The 15,401-nt window shown below is 68.9% G+C and carries 17 protein-coding genes and 1 pseudogene; 12 read left to right on the forward strand and 6 right to left on the reverse strand.

Going from position 1 to position 15,401, the window contains the following annotated elements:
- From EON91_RS11740 to EON91_RS11755, 4 genes and pseudogenes are all read left to right on the forward strand, one after another.
- Positions 1-407 (forward strand): annotated as a pseudogene (locus EON91_RS11740) (hypothetical protein); the annotation flags it as partial.
- Between the two features lie 56 nt (positions 408-463).
- On the forward strand, positions 464-709 hold the full coding sequence (locus EON91_RS11745; RefSeq protein WP_292094946.1) for a hypothetical protein: 246 nt from the start codon (positions 464-466) through the stop codon (positions 707-709).
- A gap of 91 nt (positions 710-800) precedes the next feature.
- Positions 801-3,050, forward strand: a complete 2,250-nt coding sequence (locus EON91_RS11750) for a TonB-dependent hemoglobin/transferrin/lactoferrin family receptor (protein WP_292094947.1) — start codon at positions 801-803, stop codon at positions 3,048-3,050.
- A gap of 22 nt (positions 3,051-3,072) precedes the next feature.
- The gene (locus EON91_RS11755) at positions 3,073-4,092 is read left to right on the forward strand and encodes a DUF6607 family protein (protein ID WP_292094949.1); all 1,020 of its coding nucleotides are present in this window, start codon (positions 3,073-3,075) and stop codon (positions 4,090-4,092) included.
- A 56-nt stretch (positions 4,093-4,148) separates the two neighbouring features.
- Here the strand turns inward: EON91_RS11755 and EON91_RS11760 are convergent, their stop codons facing one another.
- Positions 4,149-4,544, reverse strand: a complete 396-nt coding sequence (locus EON91_RS11760) for a DUF983 domain-containing protein (RefSeq protein ID WP_292094951.1) — start codon at positions 4,542-4,544, stop codon at positions 4,149-4,151.
- An 88-nt stretch (positions 4,545-4,632) separates the two neighbouring features.
- On the opposite strand from EON91_RS11760, the gene EON91_RS11765 reads away from it, so the two are divergent.
- Both EON91_RS11765 and EON91_RS11770 read left to right on the forward strand, forming a co-directional pair.
- The gene (locus tag EON91_RS11765; protein WP_292094953.1) at positions 4,633-5,175 is read left to right on the forward strand and encodes a CinA family protein; all 543 of its coding nucleotides are present in this window, start codon (positions 4,633-4,635) and stop codon (positions 5,173-5,175) included.
- Positions 5,176-5,202: 27 nt separating this feature from the next.
- Positions 5,203-8,079 carry a hypothetical protein gene (locus EON91_RS11770; protein ID WP_292094954.1) on the forward strand — a complete coding sequence of 959 codons (2,877 nt, stop codon included), beginning with the start codon at positions 5,203-5,205 and terminating at the stop codon, positions 8,077-8,079.
- A gap of 76 nt (positions 8,080-8,155) precedes the next feature.
- On the opposite strand, the gene EON91_RS11775 is transcribed toward EON91_RS11770, so the two are convergent.
- The 3 genes from EON91_RS11775 to EON91_RS11785 form a co-directional block, all read right to left on the reverse strand.
- Positions 8,156-8,434, reverse strand: a complete 279-nt coding sequence (locus EON91_RS11775; protein ID WP_292094956.1) for an HU family DNA-binding protein — start codon at positions 8,432-8,434, stop codon at positions 8,156-8,158.
- Positions 8,435-8,554: 120 nt separating this feature from the next.
- Positions 8,555-9,364, reverse strand: a complete 810-nt coding sequence (fliP, locus tag EON91_RS11780; RefSeq protein ID WP_292094972.1) for a flagellar type III secretion system pore protein FliP — start codon at positions 9,362-9,364, stop codon at positions 8,555-8,557.
- Between the two features lie 20 nt (positions 9,365-9,384).
- The gene (locus EON91_RS11785) at positions 9,385-9,663 is read right to left on the reverse strand and encodes a flagellar biosynthetic protein FliO (protein WP_292094958.1); all 279 of its coding nucleotides are present in this window, start codon (positions 9,661-9,663) and stop codon (positions 9,385-9,387) included.
- Between the two features lie 135 nt (positions 9,664-9,798).
- On the opposite strand from EON91_RS11785, the gene flgB reads away from it, so the two are divergent.
- The 6 genes from flgB (at position 9,799) to EON91_RS11815 (ending at position 13,282) form a co-directional block, all read left to right on the forward strand.
- The gene (gene flgB, locus EON91_RS11790) at positions 9,799-10,203 is read left to right on the forward strand and encodes a flagellar basal body rod protein FlgB (RefSeq protein WP_292094960.1); all 405 of its coding nucleotides are present in this window, start codon (positions 9,799-9,801) and stop codon (positions 10,201-10,203) included.
- A 12-nt stretch (positions 10,204-10,215) separates the two neighbouring features.
- Positions 10,216-10,635, forward strand: a complete 420-nt coding sequence (flgC, locus tag EON91_RS11795; protein ID WP_292094961.1) for a flagellar basal body rod protein FlgC — start codon at positions 10,216-10,218, stop codon at positions 10,633-10,635.
- An 11-nt stretch (positions 10,636-10,646) separates the two neighbouring features.
- Positions 10,647-10,949, forward strand: a complete 303-nt coding sequence (locus EON91_RS11800; protein ID WP_292094962.1) for a flagellar hook-basal body complex protein FliE — start codon at positions 10,647-10,649, stop codon at positions 10,947-10,949.
- Between the two features lie 96 nt (positions 10,950-11,045).
- On the forward strand, positions 11,046-12,377 hold the full coding sequence (locus EON91_RS11805) for an amidohydrolase family protein (RefSeq protein WP_292094964.1): 1,332 nt from the start codon (positions 11,046-11,048) through the stop codon (positions 12,375-12,377).
- A 78-nt stretch (positions 12,378-12,455) separates the two neighbouring features.
- On the forward strand, positions 12,456-12,827 hold the full coding sequence (locus EON91_RS11810; RefSeq protein ID WP_292094966.1) for a VOC family protein: 372 nt from the start codon (positions 12,456-12,458) through the stop codon (positions 12,825-12,827).
- A 5-nt stretch (positions 12,828-12,832) separates the two neighbouring features.
- Complete coding sequence (locus tag EON91_RS11815) at positions 12,833-13,282, forward strand: GFA family protein (protein ID WP_292094968.1); 450 nt, start codon at positions 12,833-12,835, stop codon at positions 13,280-13,282.
- Between the two features lie 24 nt (positions 13,283-13,306).
- Here EON91_RS11815 and EON91_RS11820 read toward each other — a convergent pair whose 3' ends face one another.
- Positions 13,307-14,452 carry an acyltransferase gene (locus tag EON91_RS11820; protein ID WP_292094969.1) on the reverse strand — a complete coding sequence of 382 codons (1,146 nt, stop codon included), beginning with the start codon at positions 14,450-14,452 and terminating at the stop codon, positions 13,307-13,309.
- Between the two features lie 311 nt (positions 14,453-14,763).
- Entirely contained in the window at positions 14,764-15,351 is a 588-nt protein-coding gene (folE, locus tag EON91_RS11825; protein ID WP_292094971.1) for a GTP cyclohydrolase I FolE, read from the reverse strand.
- Positions 15,352-15,401: the final 50 nt, after the last annotated feature.

The following is a 15,401-nucleotide window of genomic DNA, read 5'->3' on the forward strand; positions in this document are numbered from 1 at the left end:
GCCTTGCCCGCCATGCCGGGCGAGCGCTGGGCCTCGGCGCCGGGGCAGGCGCGGGCTCGGGAACCGGTGGCGGGGATTGCGACATGGTCGCCCGGCTGCAGCGCGTGCTGCGTCAGGACGCGGGCATCCAGGCCGCCGCCGCCGAGGCCCAGCGCTCGCCCGGCATGGCGGGCAAGGCGATCCTGGTCTGGAACGGCGACTGGGTGCAGACGCCGGGTCAGGCGGGCAAGGGGCTGGCGGGCGTGCGTCAGGCCATCGCGGTCGAGGTCGCCTTCGCCCCCGACGCCTGCCGTCGTCAGGCGATGAGCGGCTATGTCCTGCTGACCCTGGGGGATCACGCCGGCGCGCCCCGGGTGGCCTTGGGGACCGGGCGCTGGCGCTGGTCGGAACTGCTGGGCCGCCGCTGAGGTCGGAACAAGCCGGACCGCCTGCTGTTGCCTAAGGCAGCAATAAGGAGAGCGGCATGCCTGATAAACATCCGAACACCGAGCGTTTCGGCGGACCCGGCGCCAGTCACGAGAACCGCAAGGGTCCGCGCCCGGACCCGCTGGTCAAGGACGCCGATGCCCCGGATCACCTGTCGCCCCGTAGCCAGATCTCGGGTGGCGGCGGCGAGGGCGATATTCACAAGGGCCATACCCCGCAGGCCAAACACGAAAAACAGGCCACCTCGCAGGAAAAAAAGCACGAGCGCGACAACCGCCACTGACGCGCTGTGCCTACGGTGCTGCATGATTTGATATTGACTCTGCGAGTCGTTCGCAGCAATTGCGCCCCAACTTTTCAACCGGGGCTGTTTCATGCGCACCTTCCTCCTCCTGTCCGCCGGCCTGTCGGCCCTGTCTCTGGCCGCGGCTCCCGCCTGGGCCGCGCCGGCCGCGGAGGTCATCGCCACTGAGGATCCGGTCACTCTGCCGGCGGTGTCGGTCCTGGCCAGCCGCGCCGAGGTGGCGGAAGACGAAGTGCCCGCCACCGTCACCGTCTTCACCGCCGAAGAGATCGAGGCGATGCTGGCGACGGACATCAAGGATCTGATCCGTTTCGAGCCGGGCGTCAGCGTCGTCAGCCAGCCCGCCCGCTTCGGCGCGGCGCTGGGCACCACCGGCCGCAGCGGCAACGAGGGTTTCACCATCCGGGGCCTGGGCGGCGACCGGGTGCTGATGGTGGTGGACGGCGTCCGTAGCCCCGACGGCTTCATCTTCGGCGCCCAGAGCGTCGGTCGCGGCGGCTATGCGGATCTCGATCTGATGAAGTCGGTCGAGATCCTGCGGGGCCCGGCCTCGGCCCTGTATGGTTCGGACGGCGTCGCCGGGGCGGTCGCCTTCACCACCAAGGACCCGTCGGACTTCCTGCAAGACGGCCGCGACTTCGGCGCCCGCGCCCGCGTAGGCTATGCCTCGGCGGACGAAGGCTGGACCGAGGGTCTGGCCGTGGCTGGTCGCTCTGGCGCCCTGTCGGGCCTGCTGGCCTATACCCGCCGCGACAGCCAGGAGGCCGAGACCAACGGCGACCGCGACGTGACGGGCTCCAGCCGCACCACCGCCAACCCGCTGGACGCCCGGTCAAACGCCGTGCTGGCCAAGCTGGTGTGGGACGTCAACGCCGACCACCGACTGCGACTGACGCTGGACCACTATGACAGCGAGATGGATTTCGACGTGCTCAGCGGCCGCGTGCCGGCCAACCCGCCGTTCTCGCCCAACGCTGTATTGAAGCTGACGGGCCACGACGAGACGACGCGCGACCGGGTCGGTCTGGACTGGCGCGGCCGCAATGTCCTGGGTCTTGATGAGACCCGCGCCGCTCTCTACTGGCAGCAGTCAGATACCCGCCAATTCACCTTTGAAGACCGCGATCCGGCGGTCGATCGCACCCGCGACAACCAGTTCAACAACGGCCTGGTCGGCGGCTCGATCGAGGGGCGCAAGCTGATCGCCTCGGGCATCGTCGAGCACCGTCTGGTGTTCGGCGGCGACTGGTCGCGCACGACGCAGGAAGGCATTCGCGACGGCACGGTCCCGCCGGCGGGCGAGACCTTCCCCACCAGCCCCTTCCCCAGGACGGACTACACCCTGGCCGGCGCCTTCATCCAGGACGAGATCACCCTGATGGGCGGCGCGCTGAAGATCATCCCGGCCCTGCGCTATGACGCCTACGAGCTGTCGACCGACAATGACCCGCTCTACACCGGGCTGCGCGCCGATCAGGATGACAGCCACCTGTCGCCCAAGGTGGGGGTGGTCTGGTGGGTCAATCCGACCTTCGGCCTGTTCGCCAACTGGGCCGAAGGCTTCAAGGCCCCGACCCCGTCACAGGTGAACAACGGCTATTCCAACCTGGCCTTCGGCTACATCTCGGTCCCGAATCCCGAACTGAAGCCGGAAACCAGCACCAGCGTCGAGATCGGCGCCCGGGTGCGCCAGGCGGCCGTCATGAACGGCGTCTTTTCGGGCCAGATCGTCGGGTTCCAGGCCGACTACAAGGACTTCATCAGCCAGCAGGACGTCGGCGGCGCCGGCACGCCCACTGATCCGCTGATCTTCCAGTTCGTCAACTTCACGGATGTCGAGGTCAAGGGGATCGAGGCCAAGGGGCGCCTGAACTGGGACAATGGCGTCAGCCTGAACATCGCCGCCGCCTGGGCCGAGGGCGACACCACCAGCGACGGCGAGACGGTCAGCCTGCCGACCATCGATCCGTTCAAGTTCGTCTTCGGCGCCGGCTATGACGCGCCGTCGGGCCGCTTTGGAGGTCAGGCGGTGGTGACCTGGTCCGAAGCCAAGGCGAACGCCGACACCGATGGCCTGGGTTGCTACAATGCGGCGCCCGCCTTGGGCTGCGCCACCGGCGACGACTTCGCCCTGGTCGATCTGACCGCATACTGGAACGTCACCGACCGCGTCACCGCCCGCGCGGGCGTCTTCAACGTCTTTGACGAGAAATACAGCTGGTGGAGCGACATCCGCGGCGTGGCCGCGACCTCGGTCGCCCGCGACGCCTACACCCAGCCGGGACGTAACTTCGGTATCTCGCTGGCCTTGCGTCTGTAATCGGAGGGTGAGAAGAGTGCGAATGAGTTTCAATAAGGATCAGGCCATGACCCGCGCCTTCATCATCGCCGCCGCGCTTATGGCGACCTCGCCGGCCCTGGCCGAGGTCGCCGCTCCGGCGCCCTCGCCGGTGCAGGCCCCGGCGTCGCAGTTCGAACGCGACCGCCAGTCGATTCTGGCCCAGGCCGGTCAGTACCGCGTCCGCTTCGACATGCGCGAAAACGTCAGCTTCCGCGAAGGCTATGAGCCGATGGAGGAGAAGCTGTCGGGCGGGAACGAGATCGTCCGCGTCATTCAGGACGACGGCGAACGGATCAGCCTGCAGCACATCCTGGTCATCCGCATGGGTGACGACGGGCCCGTCCACATCATCAAGCATTGGCGTCAGGACTGGGTCTATCAGCCCGAGACGGTCCTGACCTACGCCGGGCCGGACCAGTGGACGCTGAGTCCGGTGGCTGACGGCGAACGTCGCGGCGCCTGGTCCCAGACGGTGTGGCAGACGGACGATTCCCCGCGCTACGGCGGTGTCGGCCGCTGGACCTATGATCACGGCCTGCCGCAGTGGACCAGCGGCCCGACCTGGCGTCCACTGGCCCGCCGCGACGCGGTGCGCAATCCGATCTACGACCGCTATCTGGGGACGAACCGCCACGCCCTGATGCCCGGCGGCTGGGTGCACATCCAGGACAATATGAAGATGGGCGCCGCTCAAGGCGACACCGACGGCGCGCCTTTGGCCATCGTCCAGGAAGACGTGATCAACACCTATCGCGCCAGCACGGCCTATGATCCCAAGCCGGGCGACGACTACTGGGCCGCCACCCGCGACTACTGGGCCGAGGTCCGCAAGACGTGGGACGAGGTCATCGTCCGCACCCAGGGCGTCCACCTGGAAGAGGCCGCCAACGCGGGCGCTGTGACCGGCGAGCCGCTGATGGAGTGGGCCGAGCAGATCACCAAGGGCGAACTGACGACCGCCGACGCCGTGGCCAAGGCCCGCGAACTGATCGTCCGCGCCACGGTCGTACCGGCGGCTTGAAAGGGTCAGGGACGGAGGTCGGTCTTCTCCGGTCTACTTCCGCTGATGGGTGCGTGTCAGAACCGCCCGTGTTTGCCGACGCTCTCGAACCGGGCGTCGGCGGCCTTGTGAACGTACTGCTCACTGACCATCCAGCCCTTGAACGGGCGCAGAACGCCCAGGCACATGGCGATCAGCATGGGGAAGGTCACCACCAGATGCACCCAGACCGGCGGGTGCACACTGAACTCGAAGATCATGAAGCCGATCATCCCGACCAGACCGACCGCCGACATGGCGAAGAAGGCCGGGCCGTCCGCCGGTTCGGCGAAGCCGTAGTCCAGGTGGCACACCGGGCATTCGTCGCGGATCGTCAGATATCCCTTCAGCAGCGGCCCCTCGCCACAGCGCGGGCAGCGGCAGCGCAACCCGGTCGAGAGGGTGCTGAGGCGCGGATATTCGGCTTCGGACACGGCACGGTTCCTTGCGACGGTCACAGGGATGTCGGCCTTTCGCGCGGGCGCCGCAAGGGGCGGAACGTCGCGGCTCGCGGCCCGTTCGATGGCGATGACCGAGACCCTCAGCGCCAGCCTGCCGACCGCGATCGAGCGCCTGATCGATGACGTACTGAGGCTGGCGGACGACTCCGATCTGTCGCTGGCCACGGCCGAAAGCTGCACCGGGGGGCTGCTGGCCTCGATCCTGACCGACGTGGAGGGGCGTTCGCATGTCTTCGAGCGAGGTTTCGTCGTCTATACGGATGGCGCCAAGGTCCAGATGCTGCAGGTCGCTCCTGACCTGCTGGCCACCTACGGCGCCGTGTCCGAACCTGTGGCGCGGGCCATGGCCGAGGGCGCATTGCAGCGTTCGGGCGCAGGCCTGGTGCTGGCGGTCACGGGCTTCGCCGGGCCTGCCGGACCCGATGACGAAACCGGCCTGGTGCATTTCGCCGTGGCGAGCCGGGGCGGGACGACGACCCATGCCGTCCGGCGTTTTGGCGAGATCGGGCGGGGGCCGTGCCGACTGGCCTGTCTGGAGGTCGCCCTGACGATGATGAAGGCGGCGCTGGAGACGCAACAGTCACCTTCCGTTAACCGCGATTAAAGGGCTTTGGCCGCAGGCTGCGGACCAATGTCCGGGGCCATGGCCAGCAAGCGCGTTCTGAAGTCGACCGTGGCCGTCGCCGCGGCGGGCGCCGTCGTGTTCGCGCCGCTGGCCCCGCTGGCCCAGGAAACGGCGGCCGCCAGCGATCCCGTCGCCATCCGCGTGGGCCAGAACGCCGCCTTCACCCGCGTCGAATTCGCCGGCGTCGTCGGGTCGCGCGCGCGGGTCAGCCGCGACGGCCGCACCGTGGTCGTGCGCATCGGCGCCACCGCTGCGCCGGATGTGTCGCGGCTGAAACTGAATCCCCCCGAAGGGGTCGAGAAGGTCGAGACCCGCGCCGTGCGCGGCGCCACCGAACTGGTCCTGACCCTGGCCGAGGGCGGCGACGCCCGCAGCGGCGTGGCCGACGGCGCCGTCTGGCTGAACCTCTATGCGCCGGGCAAGGCGCCGGATGCGCCGTCTGCGCCCGCCGTGCGCGCCAAGCCCGTGCCCGTCGTCGCCCGCGTGGCCGGCGAACGGCTGGACCTGACCTTCGACTGGCCCGACGCTGCGCCGGCCGCCGCCGTCTTTCGCCGGGGCGACGCGGTGTGGATCGTGTTCGACGGCGCCGCGCCGATGGACATGGCCAGGGCCCGCTCGCTGGGCCCTGCGACCGACGCACGCTGGGCTGCCGGTCCCGACTACACCGTCATCCGCTTGGCTGCGCCCGAGACCGTCGCCGTCTCGGCCCAGGCCGAGGGCACGCGCTGGACCGTCACTCTGGCCCCCGATGCGACCGCCGCGCCCGGCGTTCTGGTTGCGCGCGACGACAGCGGCGAACTTGCTTTGGTGGCGCAACTGGCGGGCGCGACGCGCACAGTCTGGCTGACCGATCCCCTGATCGGCGATCGCTTCGCCGCCGTCACCGCGCGCGGCCCGGCCAAGGGCTTTGGCGAGCGTCGCCAGACCGTTGACCTGACCCTGCTGCCCACGGCCCACGGGCTGGCGGTGGAAACCCGGCGTGATGATCTGCGGATCGATGCGGCGGGTGATCTCGTCACCCTGTCGCGGCCGGGCGGGCTGAAGTTATCGACCCCGACCGCCGGTCTGGAACACGCCGTCGCCGCCAACGCCGCGCCACGAAAGGCGCCCTATCCGGCGCTGGTGCTGGCCGAATGGGCCGATGTCGGCCACGCTGGCTTCCCCGCCCGTTATCGCGAGCTTCAGGATGCAGCCGCGGCCGAGGCCGCCCGCGCCGCCGAGGCGCCCCGCGCACCGGTCGAGGCGCGACTGGCTCTGGCGCGTTTCCTGATCGGCTCAAGCCTGTCCTACGAAGGCATCGGCGTGCTGAACGCCCTGGTCGCCCAAACCCCGGCCCTGCAAGGCGAGCCTGAGGTGCGGGGCCTGCGCGGCGCCGCTCGCGCCGCCATCGGCCGCTGGACCGAGGCCGAGGCCGATCTGGCCGCCGGCGCCCTGGCCGGCGATCCGGCGACCCGGGTCTGGCAGGGCTATGTCGCGGCCCAGCGCGGCGACTGGGCCGAGGCGCGCCGCGCCTTCGCCGCCGGCGCCCCGGCCATCGACAAATTTCCCCAAGACTGGCGCGCCCGCTTCGGCGCCGCCCATGCGCTGGCGGCGGTCGAGACCGGCGATCTGGCGGCGGCCCGCGTGCTGCTGGAATACGCCTTCAGCCAGAACGCCCCGGCGACGGACCAGTTGGCTGGCCGTCTGGTGCAGGCCCGGATGTTCGAACTGGGCGGCGAAAGCGCGCGCGCCCTGAACATCTACAAGGCCGTGGCCCGCGCGCCGCTGGACGGCATAGCGACCCCGGCCAAGCTGGGCGTGGTGCGACTGGAGATGGCGCGCGGCGCGCTGAAGCCCGATCAGGCGGCGGCCCAGCTTGAGCAGCTGAAATGGCGCTGGCGCGGCGATGCGACCGAGCTGGCCGTTATCCGCACCCTGGGCGGTCTGTACCTGCAACAGGGCCTCTATCGCGAGGCGCTGACCACCCTGCGCGGCGCGGGCAAGCGGATCGCCAATCTGCCCGGCGGGGTCGAGCTGAACGCCGACCTGTCCGCCGCCTTTCGCGCCCTGTTCCTGGACGGCGGCGCCGATGGCCTGCAACCGATCCAGGCGCTGGGCCTGTTCTATGATTTCCGCGAACTGACCCCCGTCGGCGCCGAAGGTGACGAGATGGTCCGGCGGCTGGCCCGGCGACTGGTCGATGTGGATCTGCTGGATCCGGCCGCCGAGCTGCTGAAATACCAGGTCGACAACCGGCTGGAAGGCGTGGCCAAGGCCCAGGTCGCGACCGATCTGGCCACCGTCTATCTGATGGATCGCCAGCCCGAGGCGGCGCTTCAGGCCCTGTGGTCCAGCCGCACGACCCTGTTGCCCACGGCCATGACCGTCGAGCGCAAGGCGCTGGAGGCGCGGGCCCTGATGGAGCTGGGCCGCTTCGATCATGCGCTGGAGCTGCTGGATCGCGACGCCAGCCCCGCCGCGCGTGCCGTGCGGGCCGAGGTCTTCTGGAAACAGCAGAACTGGGCGGGGGCGGCGACCCTGTACGAACAGAGCCTGGGCGAGCGTTTCCGGACCACGGCCACGCCGCTGACTGCGGACGAGGAAAGCCGGCTGATGCGGGCGGGGATCGGCTATTCGCTGGCGCGAGACGCGGGCGCCCTGGGACGGCTGTCGCGGAACTATGGGCCGTTCGTGGCGGGGGCCCGGTCGGCGCCGGCTCTGCGCATCGCCCTGGCGGGACCGGATGGCGAGGATGCGCCGGACGCCGTCACGGGACTGACGGCCTCGGCCGACACCTTCGCCGGCTGGGTATCGGCGATGAAGACCCAGCTGAGAGAGAAAACGGGCGGGAATCGCGCTGCCGCGACGCCCGCCCGTCCTGCGGCCGCAAACGCGGCCGCTTGATTTAGAGCCCTATCGCCTGACGCGCGGCGTCAGGCTGCTTGAGGGCTTGATCGCGTTCCCCGGAGGGACGTCGATCCTAGCCGTTCACGGCGTCCTTCAGCGGCTTGGAGACGCGGAAGCGGACAGCCTTCGAGGCGGCGATCTTGATGGTCGCGCCCGTCGCCGGGTTGCGGCCTTCGCGAGCGGCGCGAGCAGCGGTGTCGAAGACACCCAGGTTCGAGATGCGAACGTCCGAACCCGAGGTCAGGCTCTTGTGGATGTTCTTGACGATCGCTTCCAGCACGCGGCCGGCGTCGGCCTGCGAGACACCTGCGTCCTTGGCGACGGCGGCGATCAGTTCAGCTTGAGTGGTCATGAGGGTCGTTTCCCAAAGGTGGTCGCCCAGTGATTCCAGGGCGAGGACCGGTGGATCAACACGCGTTTCGGGCGGCTTGGCAAGTCGCTGTCGCCCGCAATCGCCCCAAGGCTGGGGATTTCAGCCCGTTCCGGTCCCGCGCTGGAAGCTCTCGACCAGGCTTCCGGCCACCAGTCGCCACCCGTCCACCAGCACGAAGAAGATCAGTTTGAAGGGCAGCGAAACCACCACCGGGGGCAGCATCATCATACCCATGGACATGAGCACGCTGGCGACCACCAGATCGATCACAAGGAACGGAACGAAAAGAAGAAATCCGATTTCGAAGGCGCGCTTCAGCTCACTGATCATGAAGGCCGGCGTGACCACCCGCAGGGGCAGATCCTGGGCCTCGGTCGGGGCCTCGATCCGGGACAGTCGGGTGAACAGTCCCAGGTCCGACGGACTGACCTGCGACAGCATGAAAGTCTTCACAGGTTCCGACGCCGCATCGAACGCCTGGGGCAGCTCCATCTGCTGATCCATCAGCGGCCGGATGCCCGAATCATAGGCGTCCTGCCATGTCGGGGCCATGACGATGGCGCTCAGGAACAGGGCCAGGGACACCAGAACGACGTTCGGCGGCGACTGTTGCAGGCCCAGCGCGGTCCGCAGCAGCGACAGCACCACGATGATTCGCACGAAACTGGTGGTCATGATGACGATCGACGGCGCCAGCGACAGCACGGTCATCAGCCCGACCAGCTGCACCACTCGCTCGGTCAGGCCGGCGCCGGTGCCCAGGTCGATGTTGATGGCCGATCCGGTCGCCGCCCCCTGGGCCACTTCCTGCGCCAGCGCCGCCAGCGGCCAGATCAGGCACAGGCCGGTGGTCAGCAGGGACAGCAGCGCCGCGCGCTTGAACTCCGCGCGGGTAGGCAGGGCGAATATTTTCGAGGAGTCACGCCCCTTCACTTCACACCCGTCGACTGGCGCGGCTCGATCAGTTCACGACCTTCGCCCAGCAGGATCAGCCGTTCCTCGTCGTCGACGCGGACCAGAACCAGTCGTCGCGCCGGGTCCAGCACCAGGGTCTCGACCACCTTCAGACGGCGTTCTCCGCGCTCGGCCGACTGCAGTTTCGCCAGCAGTTGCGGCGCATAGCGGCGGCCGGCCCAGGTGGCCAGGCCGATCAGGCCCAGGGTGAAGGCCAGGCCGAAGATGGCGCGGGCGAGATCGAGAAGGTTCATGCAGGGGCCCCGCCGGCGCGCGTGCCGGTCGAGGACGCAGCCTTAACGATCCTGGTTAACGGGGCGTTTAGGAAACCGGATGTTAACCATGCACACGGCATTTTCTGCCGGTCGCAACCGGGAAAGGAGCGCGCCGTGTCCGTCACCGACCTGCCGCTTCTCAATCAGATCAAGGGCCGCCTGGGCTGGCTGGACGAGCGCCAGCGGGTGATCGCCCAGAACGTCGCCAACTCCGACACCCCCGGCTATGTCGCGCGCGACCTGAAGACGCCGACCGATTTCGCCGCCGCCATGCGCTCGGGCGGGCCGCTGCAGATGGCGCGCACCAGCGCCGCCCACATCGCCCCGGCCGGGCCGGTCGCCCGCTTTGACGGCATGAGCGCGCCGGATTCCGAGACCACGCTGGACGGCAATTCGGTCGTGGTCGAGGAGCAGATGCTCAAGATGGCCGAGAGCCGCATGGCCTATGACGCCGCCATCGGCTTCTACCAGAAGTCGATGCAGATGCTGCGTCTGGCCGCCAAGAAGCCCGTGGGCTGAGGGACCTGATCCATGCCTGACGTGACCCCGCCCCGAAACAGCGCCATGGCCGTCGCGGCCACCGCCCTGAAGGCCCAGCAGTCGCGCATGCGCGTGATCGCCGAGAACATCGCCAACGCGGAATCCACGGCCCAGGTCGCGGGCGGCCAGCCCTATCGCCGCCAGGTGCCGGTGTTCCAGGCGCGCAACGTCGACGGCGCCACCGGCGTCGCCCTGGCCGAGGTCCGGCCGGACCAGCGCGACTTCCGCAAGGAATACGACCCGGCTCACCCGGCGGCCGACGCCGACGGCTATGTGCTGCGCCCCAACGTCGACACCCTGGTCGAGGCGATGGACATGCGCGAGGCGCAACGCGCCTACGAAGCGAACCTGAACGTGATCGAGACGGCGCGGTCGATGGACAGCCGCACCCTCGACATCCTCAAGAAGTGAGGGACTGAACCATGAATCCCATGATGGCGGCCAAGGCCTATGCGGCGATCCAGGGGGGCGGGACCCCCGGCCCGTCTGCCGTATCGTCACCCCAGGCGGGCGGCTTCGGCGAACTGTTGCAGAACGTCATGCAGGAGGCGACCCAGCAGTCCCGCGCAGCCGAAACCCAGATGGCCCAGAACGTTCAGGGGCAGGGCAGTCTGATCGACGTGGTCACCGCCGTCTCCAGCGCCGAGGCCTCGCTCGAGACCGTGATCGCCGTGCGCGACCAGGTGATCGCCGCCTATCAGGAAATCATGCGGATGCCGATCTGACGGCGCGTCGAGTTTACGACGAACGTGGCATCTGAACGGGCGTCCGGCCGCCTCTTGCCAGCATAGTTCCGTTCTCCGGACACGCTGGGAAGCCCCATGAAACGTCTCGCCCTCTGCCTCGCCGCCGCCGCGGCCGTCCTTTCGCCGGTCCTGATCCCGCAGGTCGCATCGGCCCAGAACCGGAGCGGCCCGGTCACACTGGTGCGCGCCGGGAACCTGTTTGACTCCGAAGCCGGCCGCATGGTCGGCCCCCGCGACCTGCTGATCCAGCGCGGCCGCATCACCGAGGTGGGGCAGGGGTTGACCGCGCCCGAGGGGGCGACGGTGGTCGACCTGTCGCGTTGCTCGGTTCTGCCCGGCCTGATCGACGCCCACACCCATCTGCTGCTGGAGCAGGGCTTCAACGAAGGTCTGGCCGACGTCGCCGCGCGCGACAACGCCATCCTGGGCGACGCCTATCGCAGCCTGCGTTCGGCGCCCCATGCCAAGGCCTATCTGCACGCCGGCTTCACCGCCGTGCGCGATCTGGGCAACGCCGGGCGCTTCCTGGACGTGATCCTGAGCCGGGCCATCCGCGACGGCCATATCGAGGGGCCGCGCATGTATGTGTCGGGCCCGCCCCTGTCGTCGCAGGGTGGCCAGATCGAACATGTGGCGGGCGACCCCCATCATCTGGTGGACAGCGAGTACCGCGTCGTGCGCGGCGTCGAGGACGCCCGTCAGGCGGTGCGCGAGGCCATCGCCGGCGGGGCCAATGTCATCAAGGTCTATGCCGAGGCCACGCCCCAGCGCACCCGCCTGTCGGTCGAGGAGCTGACCGCCGTCGTGACCGAGGCGAAACGCCATGGCCTGACCGTCGCCGCCCACGCCACCAGCGACGCCGGAACCCGCGACGCGGTCATGGCGGGCGTCACCTCGATCGAGCACGGCTACGCCGCCTCGGACGCGACCTTGCGTCTGATGGCGCAAAAGGGGGTGTGGCTGGTGCCCACCGACGCCTCTCTGGCGCTGTTCACCGAATTCGCCGCGCATGATCCCGAGCACGCGCCCCCGCCCGAGGCCATCGCCGCCCAGCTGGAGCGTCAGCGCGATCGCCTGCGCCGGGCCCGCGCCGCCGGGGTGAAGATCGCCGCCGGTTCGGACGGCTACTATCCGGTCAACGGCGGACGCGGCGTCGGCTCTCGCCACCTGCTGGACGCCTATGTCGAAAGCGGCATGACCCCGGCCCAGGCCCTGCAATCGGCCACGGTCGAGGCGGCGGCGGTGATCGGCGACGCCCGCCTGGGTGTGCTCAAGGCCGGGAACCATGCCGACCTGATCGCCATGCCCGGTGATCCCACGGCTGGTCTGGCGGCGCTCAGGGACCTGAAATTCGTCATGCAGAACGGCCGCATCCCCGTTTCAGATAACGGGGCCTGCGGAGGCTGAGGACCCACGGTCCGTTCTATGGGTTGTCGTCCGGTCCGGCGCATCGGGACCGGACGACGACACGGGACGGAGGCCATCATGCTGAAGGACAAATCGTCGTCAGCCATCGTGGCGGTCAGCGATCTGGGCCGCGCGCGGGACTTCTACGAGACGACGCTGGGACTGCCACTGGAGCGGACGGTGTCGGACTGCCTGCTGTGTTTCCGGACGGGTGGGTCGCTGCTGAACGTCTATCAGTCGGAGTTCGCCGGGACGAACAAGGCCAACGCCGTGGTCTGGGACTGCGGCAATGAGGTGGACGCCATCGTCGCCGAACTGAAGGGCAAGGGCGTCACCTTCGACTATTTCGACGGCATCGACCGTGACGGCGACGTGCATGTGTCCGACGGGATGCGGCTGGCCTGGTTCCGCGATCCGGACGGCAATTTCCTGCATCTGACCGGGGACTGACCGGGATGCGGGCGCTGCGGCATGGGGGGTGTCACTGCGGCGCTGTGCGCTTCCAGTGCGAGATCGACCTGGCCCCGCCGGGCGACCGGTCGCCCCCGCCCCGGCCGGGCGTGTGGTGGACCCGCAGCTTCCGCTGCAACTGCCGCTTCTGCATGAAGACCGGCTTCTGGAAGGCCTTCGTCCCGCCGGAGTTCTTTCGCGTACTTCAAGGCTGCGCCGAGCTGATGGACTATCGTCACGACGCGGGCGAGATCCGCAATCGCTTTTGCCGCGTCTGCGGTGTCCACGCCTTCGCCATGGCCAGTTTCGAGCCGATGGGCGGGGATTTCGTGGCCGTCAACATCGCCTGCCTGGACGACGTCCCGCCCGAGGAGCTGGGCCGCGTCCCCATCAGCTATGAGGACGGCCTGAACGACGCCTGGGACCGTACGCCGACGGTGATCCGGTATCTGTGAGCCGTGATCGGGGTCTAAAGGAGCCTACCCCTCCAGTGACACCACCGGCTGCGCCACGGCGATCGGCCTGCGCCGCCGCTTCATCCACGCCCGGATGCGGTTCTGGATCGGATCGTCGATGATCAGATGGAAGGCGAAGGCGAAGGCGACGGCGAACAGCACGCCCGCGCCCCACAGGATCCACTGCACCGGCGTCGCCAGGCCGAAGCGGGCCACCAGCTGGTTGACCACGCCGAACCAGGCGATGCGCACGACCTCATTGCTGATGAACATGGCGAAGGACACGACTGCCGCCCGCTCGACCAATGTGGACGGCCGGGTCACCGGGATCGCGCCCGCCGCCAGTATGATCAGCGAGATCAGCGCCAGCGAGACCAGGGCGTGCTTGTCGAAATGCTGCACCACCGCCAGGCCCAGCGCCGACAGGGCCAGCAGCCAGCGCGCCGCGCGCGGATCGACCCACACCTTCTCGGCGAAGACGGCCAGCGTCATGCCCAGGAAGAACAGCGGCAGGGCGCGGATGAAGCCGTATTTCAGCGGCATCTGATAGACGGGGAAGTCCAGCAGCGCCCACGTCGCCTCATTGACCAGCAGATAGACCGCCACCCCCAGCGCCAGCGCCGTCCACGGCCCGACCTGTCGCAGACCCTTCAGGATCCACGGGAAGGCCAGATAGCAGCCGATCAGGGCCGAGATCGACCAGGTCGGCGCGTTCCAGCCCAGGCCGCCGTGCACGCCGAACGACTGGACCAGCAGCAACTGGGCGGGAAACTGGTCCCAGGCGAACCATTCCGGATTGCGCGGCGGCGCCCCGACCGCCGTGCCCAACAGCACCAGCGCCACCAGCGACAGCAGCATGATCAGATGCGCCGGAACCACCCGCAGCACCCGTTTCAGCACGAATTCGCCGGACGACAGGGCGCCCCGCCCGATCGAGCCGGCATAGACCCGCATCAGCACATAGCCGCTGTCGATCAGGAAGAAATTGGTCAGCAGAAACCCGCCGCGCTCGAACACTGGATGCAGGTGCTCGGCCAGCGGGACCGGCCCGGCGCCCTGGAAGTGGTGCAGGATGATCATGAAGGCCACGATGAAACGCAGCGCGTCCAGCCAGCCGCCGCGCGCGATGGGCGGTGTCTCGTTTCGATACGAAATTGCGGTCCAGGCCATGATCCGGGCCTCCTTCGCCTGCATCGGCGCAAGAAGGGGGCCGCAAGGGACGCGTATCGCGAAAACTGATGACCAGCGGTGGGATATCGCCATTTCCGGCGATCGGTCATCTTATGGCTGCGCTGAACGGGGATGGCGCGTCGTCCACCCTCGCTCTCCCTATCCTCCGGAGCAGGGGCCGCCCCGACAGGAGAACGGCACGGTCACCGCCTGCCTCTGACGCCGGATGCGATGGCCGGTCCCGGACGACGGCAGGTCCTGGCGGGGGGCGTCGCAATCGCCGCGTGGGAGCCTCGGCGTGGGTGCGGGCGTCAGGCGCGCACCAGCCTCAGGAACTCTTCGCGCGTGCGGGGGTCGTCGCGGACCACGCCGATCAGCTGGCTGGTGGTCAGGCTGGCGCCGGGGACGTTGACGCCGCGCAACGTCATGCAGCTGTGCTCGGCCTCGATCACCACGCCGACGCCCTGGGGCCGCAGCACCTCGTGGATGGCGGTGGCGATCTCGGACGTCATCTTTTCCTGGATCTGTAGCCGCCGCGCAAAGCCCTGGACCACGCGCGCCAGTTTCGAAATGCCGACGACGCGGTCGGTCGGCAGATAGCCGACATGCGCCCGGCCCACGACCGGCAGCATGTGATGCTCGCAGAAGCTGACGAAGCGGATGTCCTTCAACACCACCAGTTCGTCATAGCCGCCGACCTCCTCGAACGTTCGCTCCAGATAGGCGCGCGGGTCCTGCTCATAGCCGGCGAACAGCTCCTTGTAGCTGCGAGCCACCCTCCCCGGCGTGTCCAGCAGCCCCTCGCGGTCGGGATTGTCCCCCGCCCATTCGATCAGCGTGCGCACGGCGGCCTCGGCGTCGGCCTGGGAAAGGGGGGGCTTGGGCATGGAGTCGGTCATGGGGCGCTACATACCTCTCCCTCCCCTTCATGGGGAGGGTGGTCGCGAAG

This window comes from Brevundimonas sp., from assembly GCF_004210735.1.
Classification (GTDB): Bacteria; Pseudomonadota; Alphaproteobacteria; order Caulobacterales; family Caulobacteraceae; genus Brevundimonas.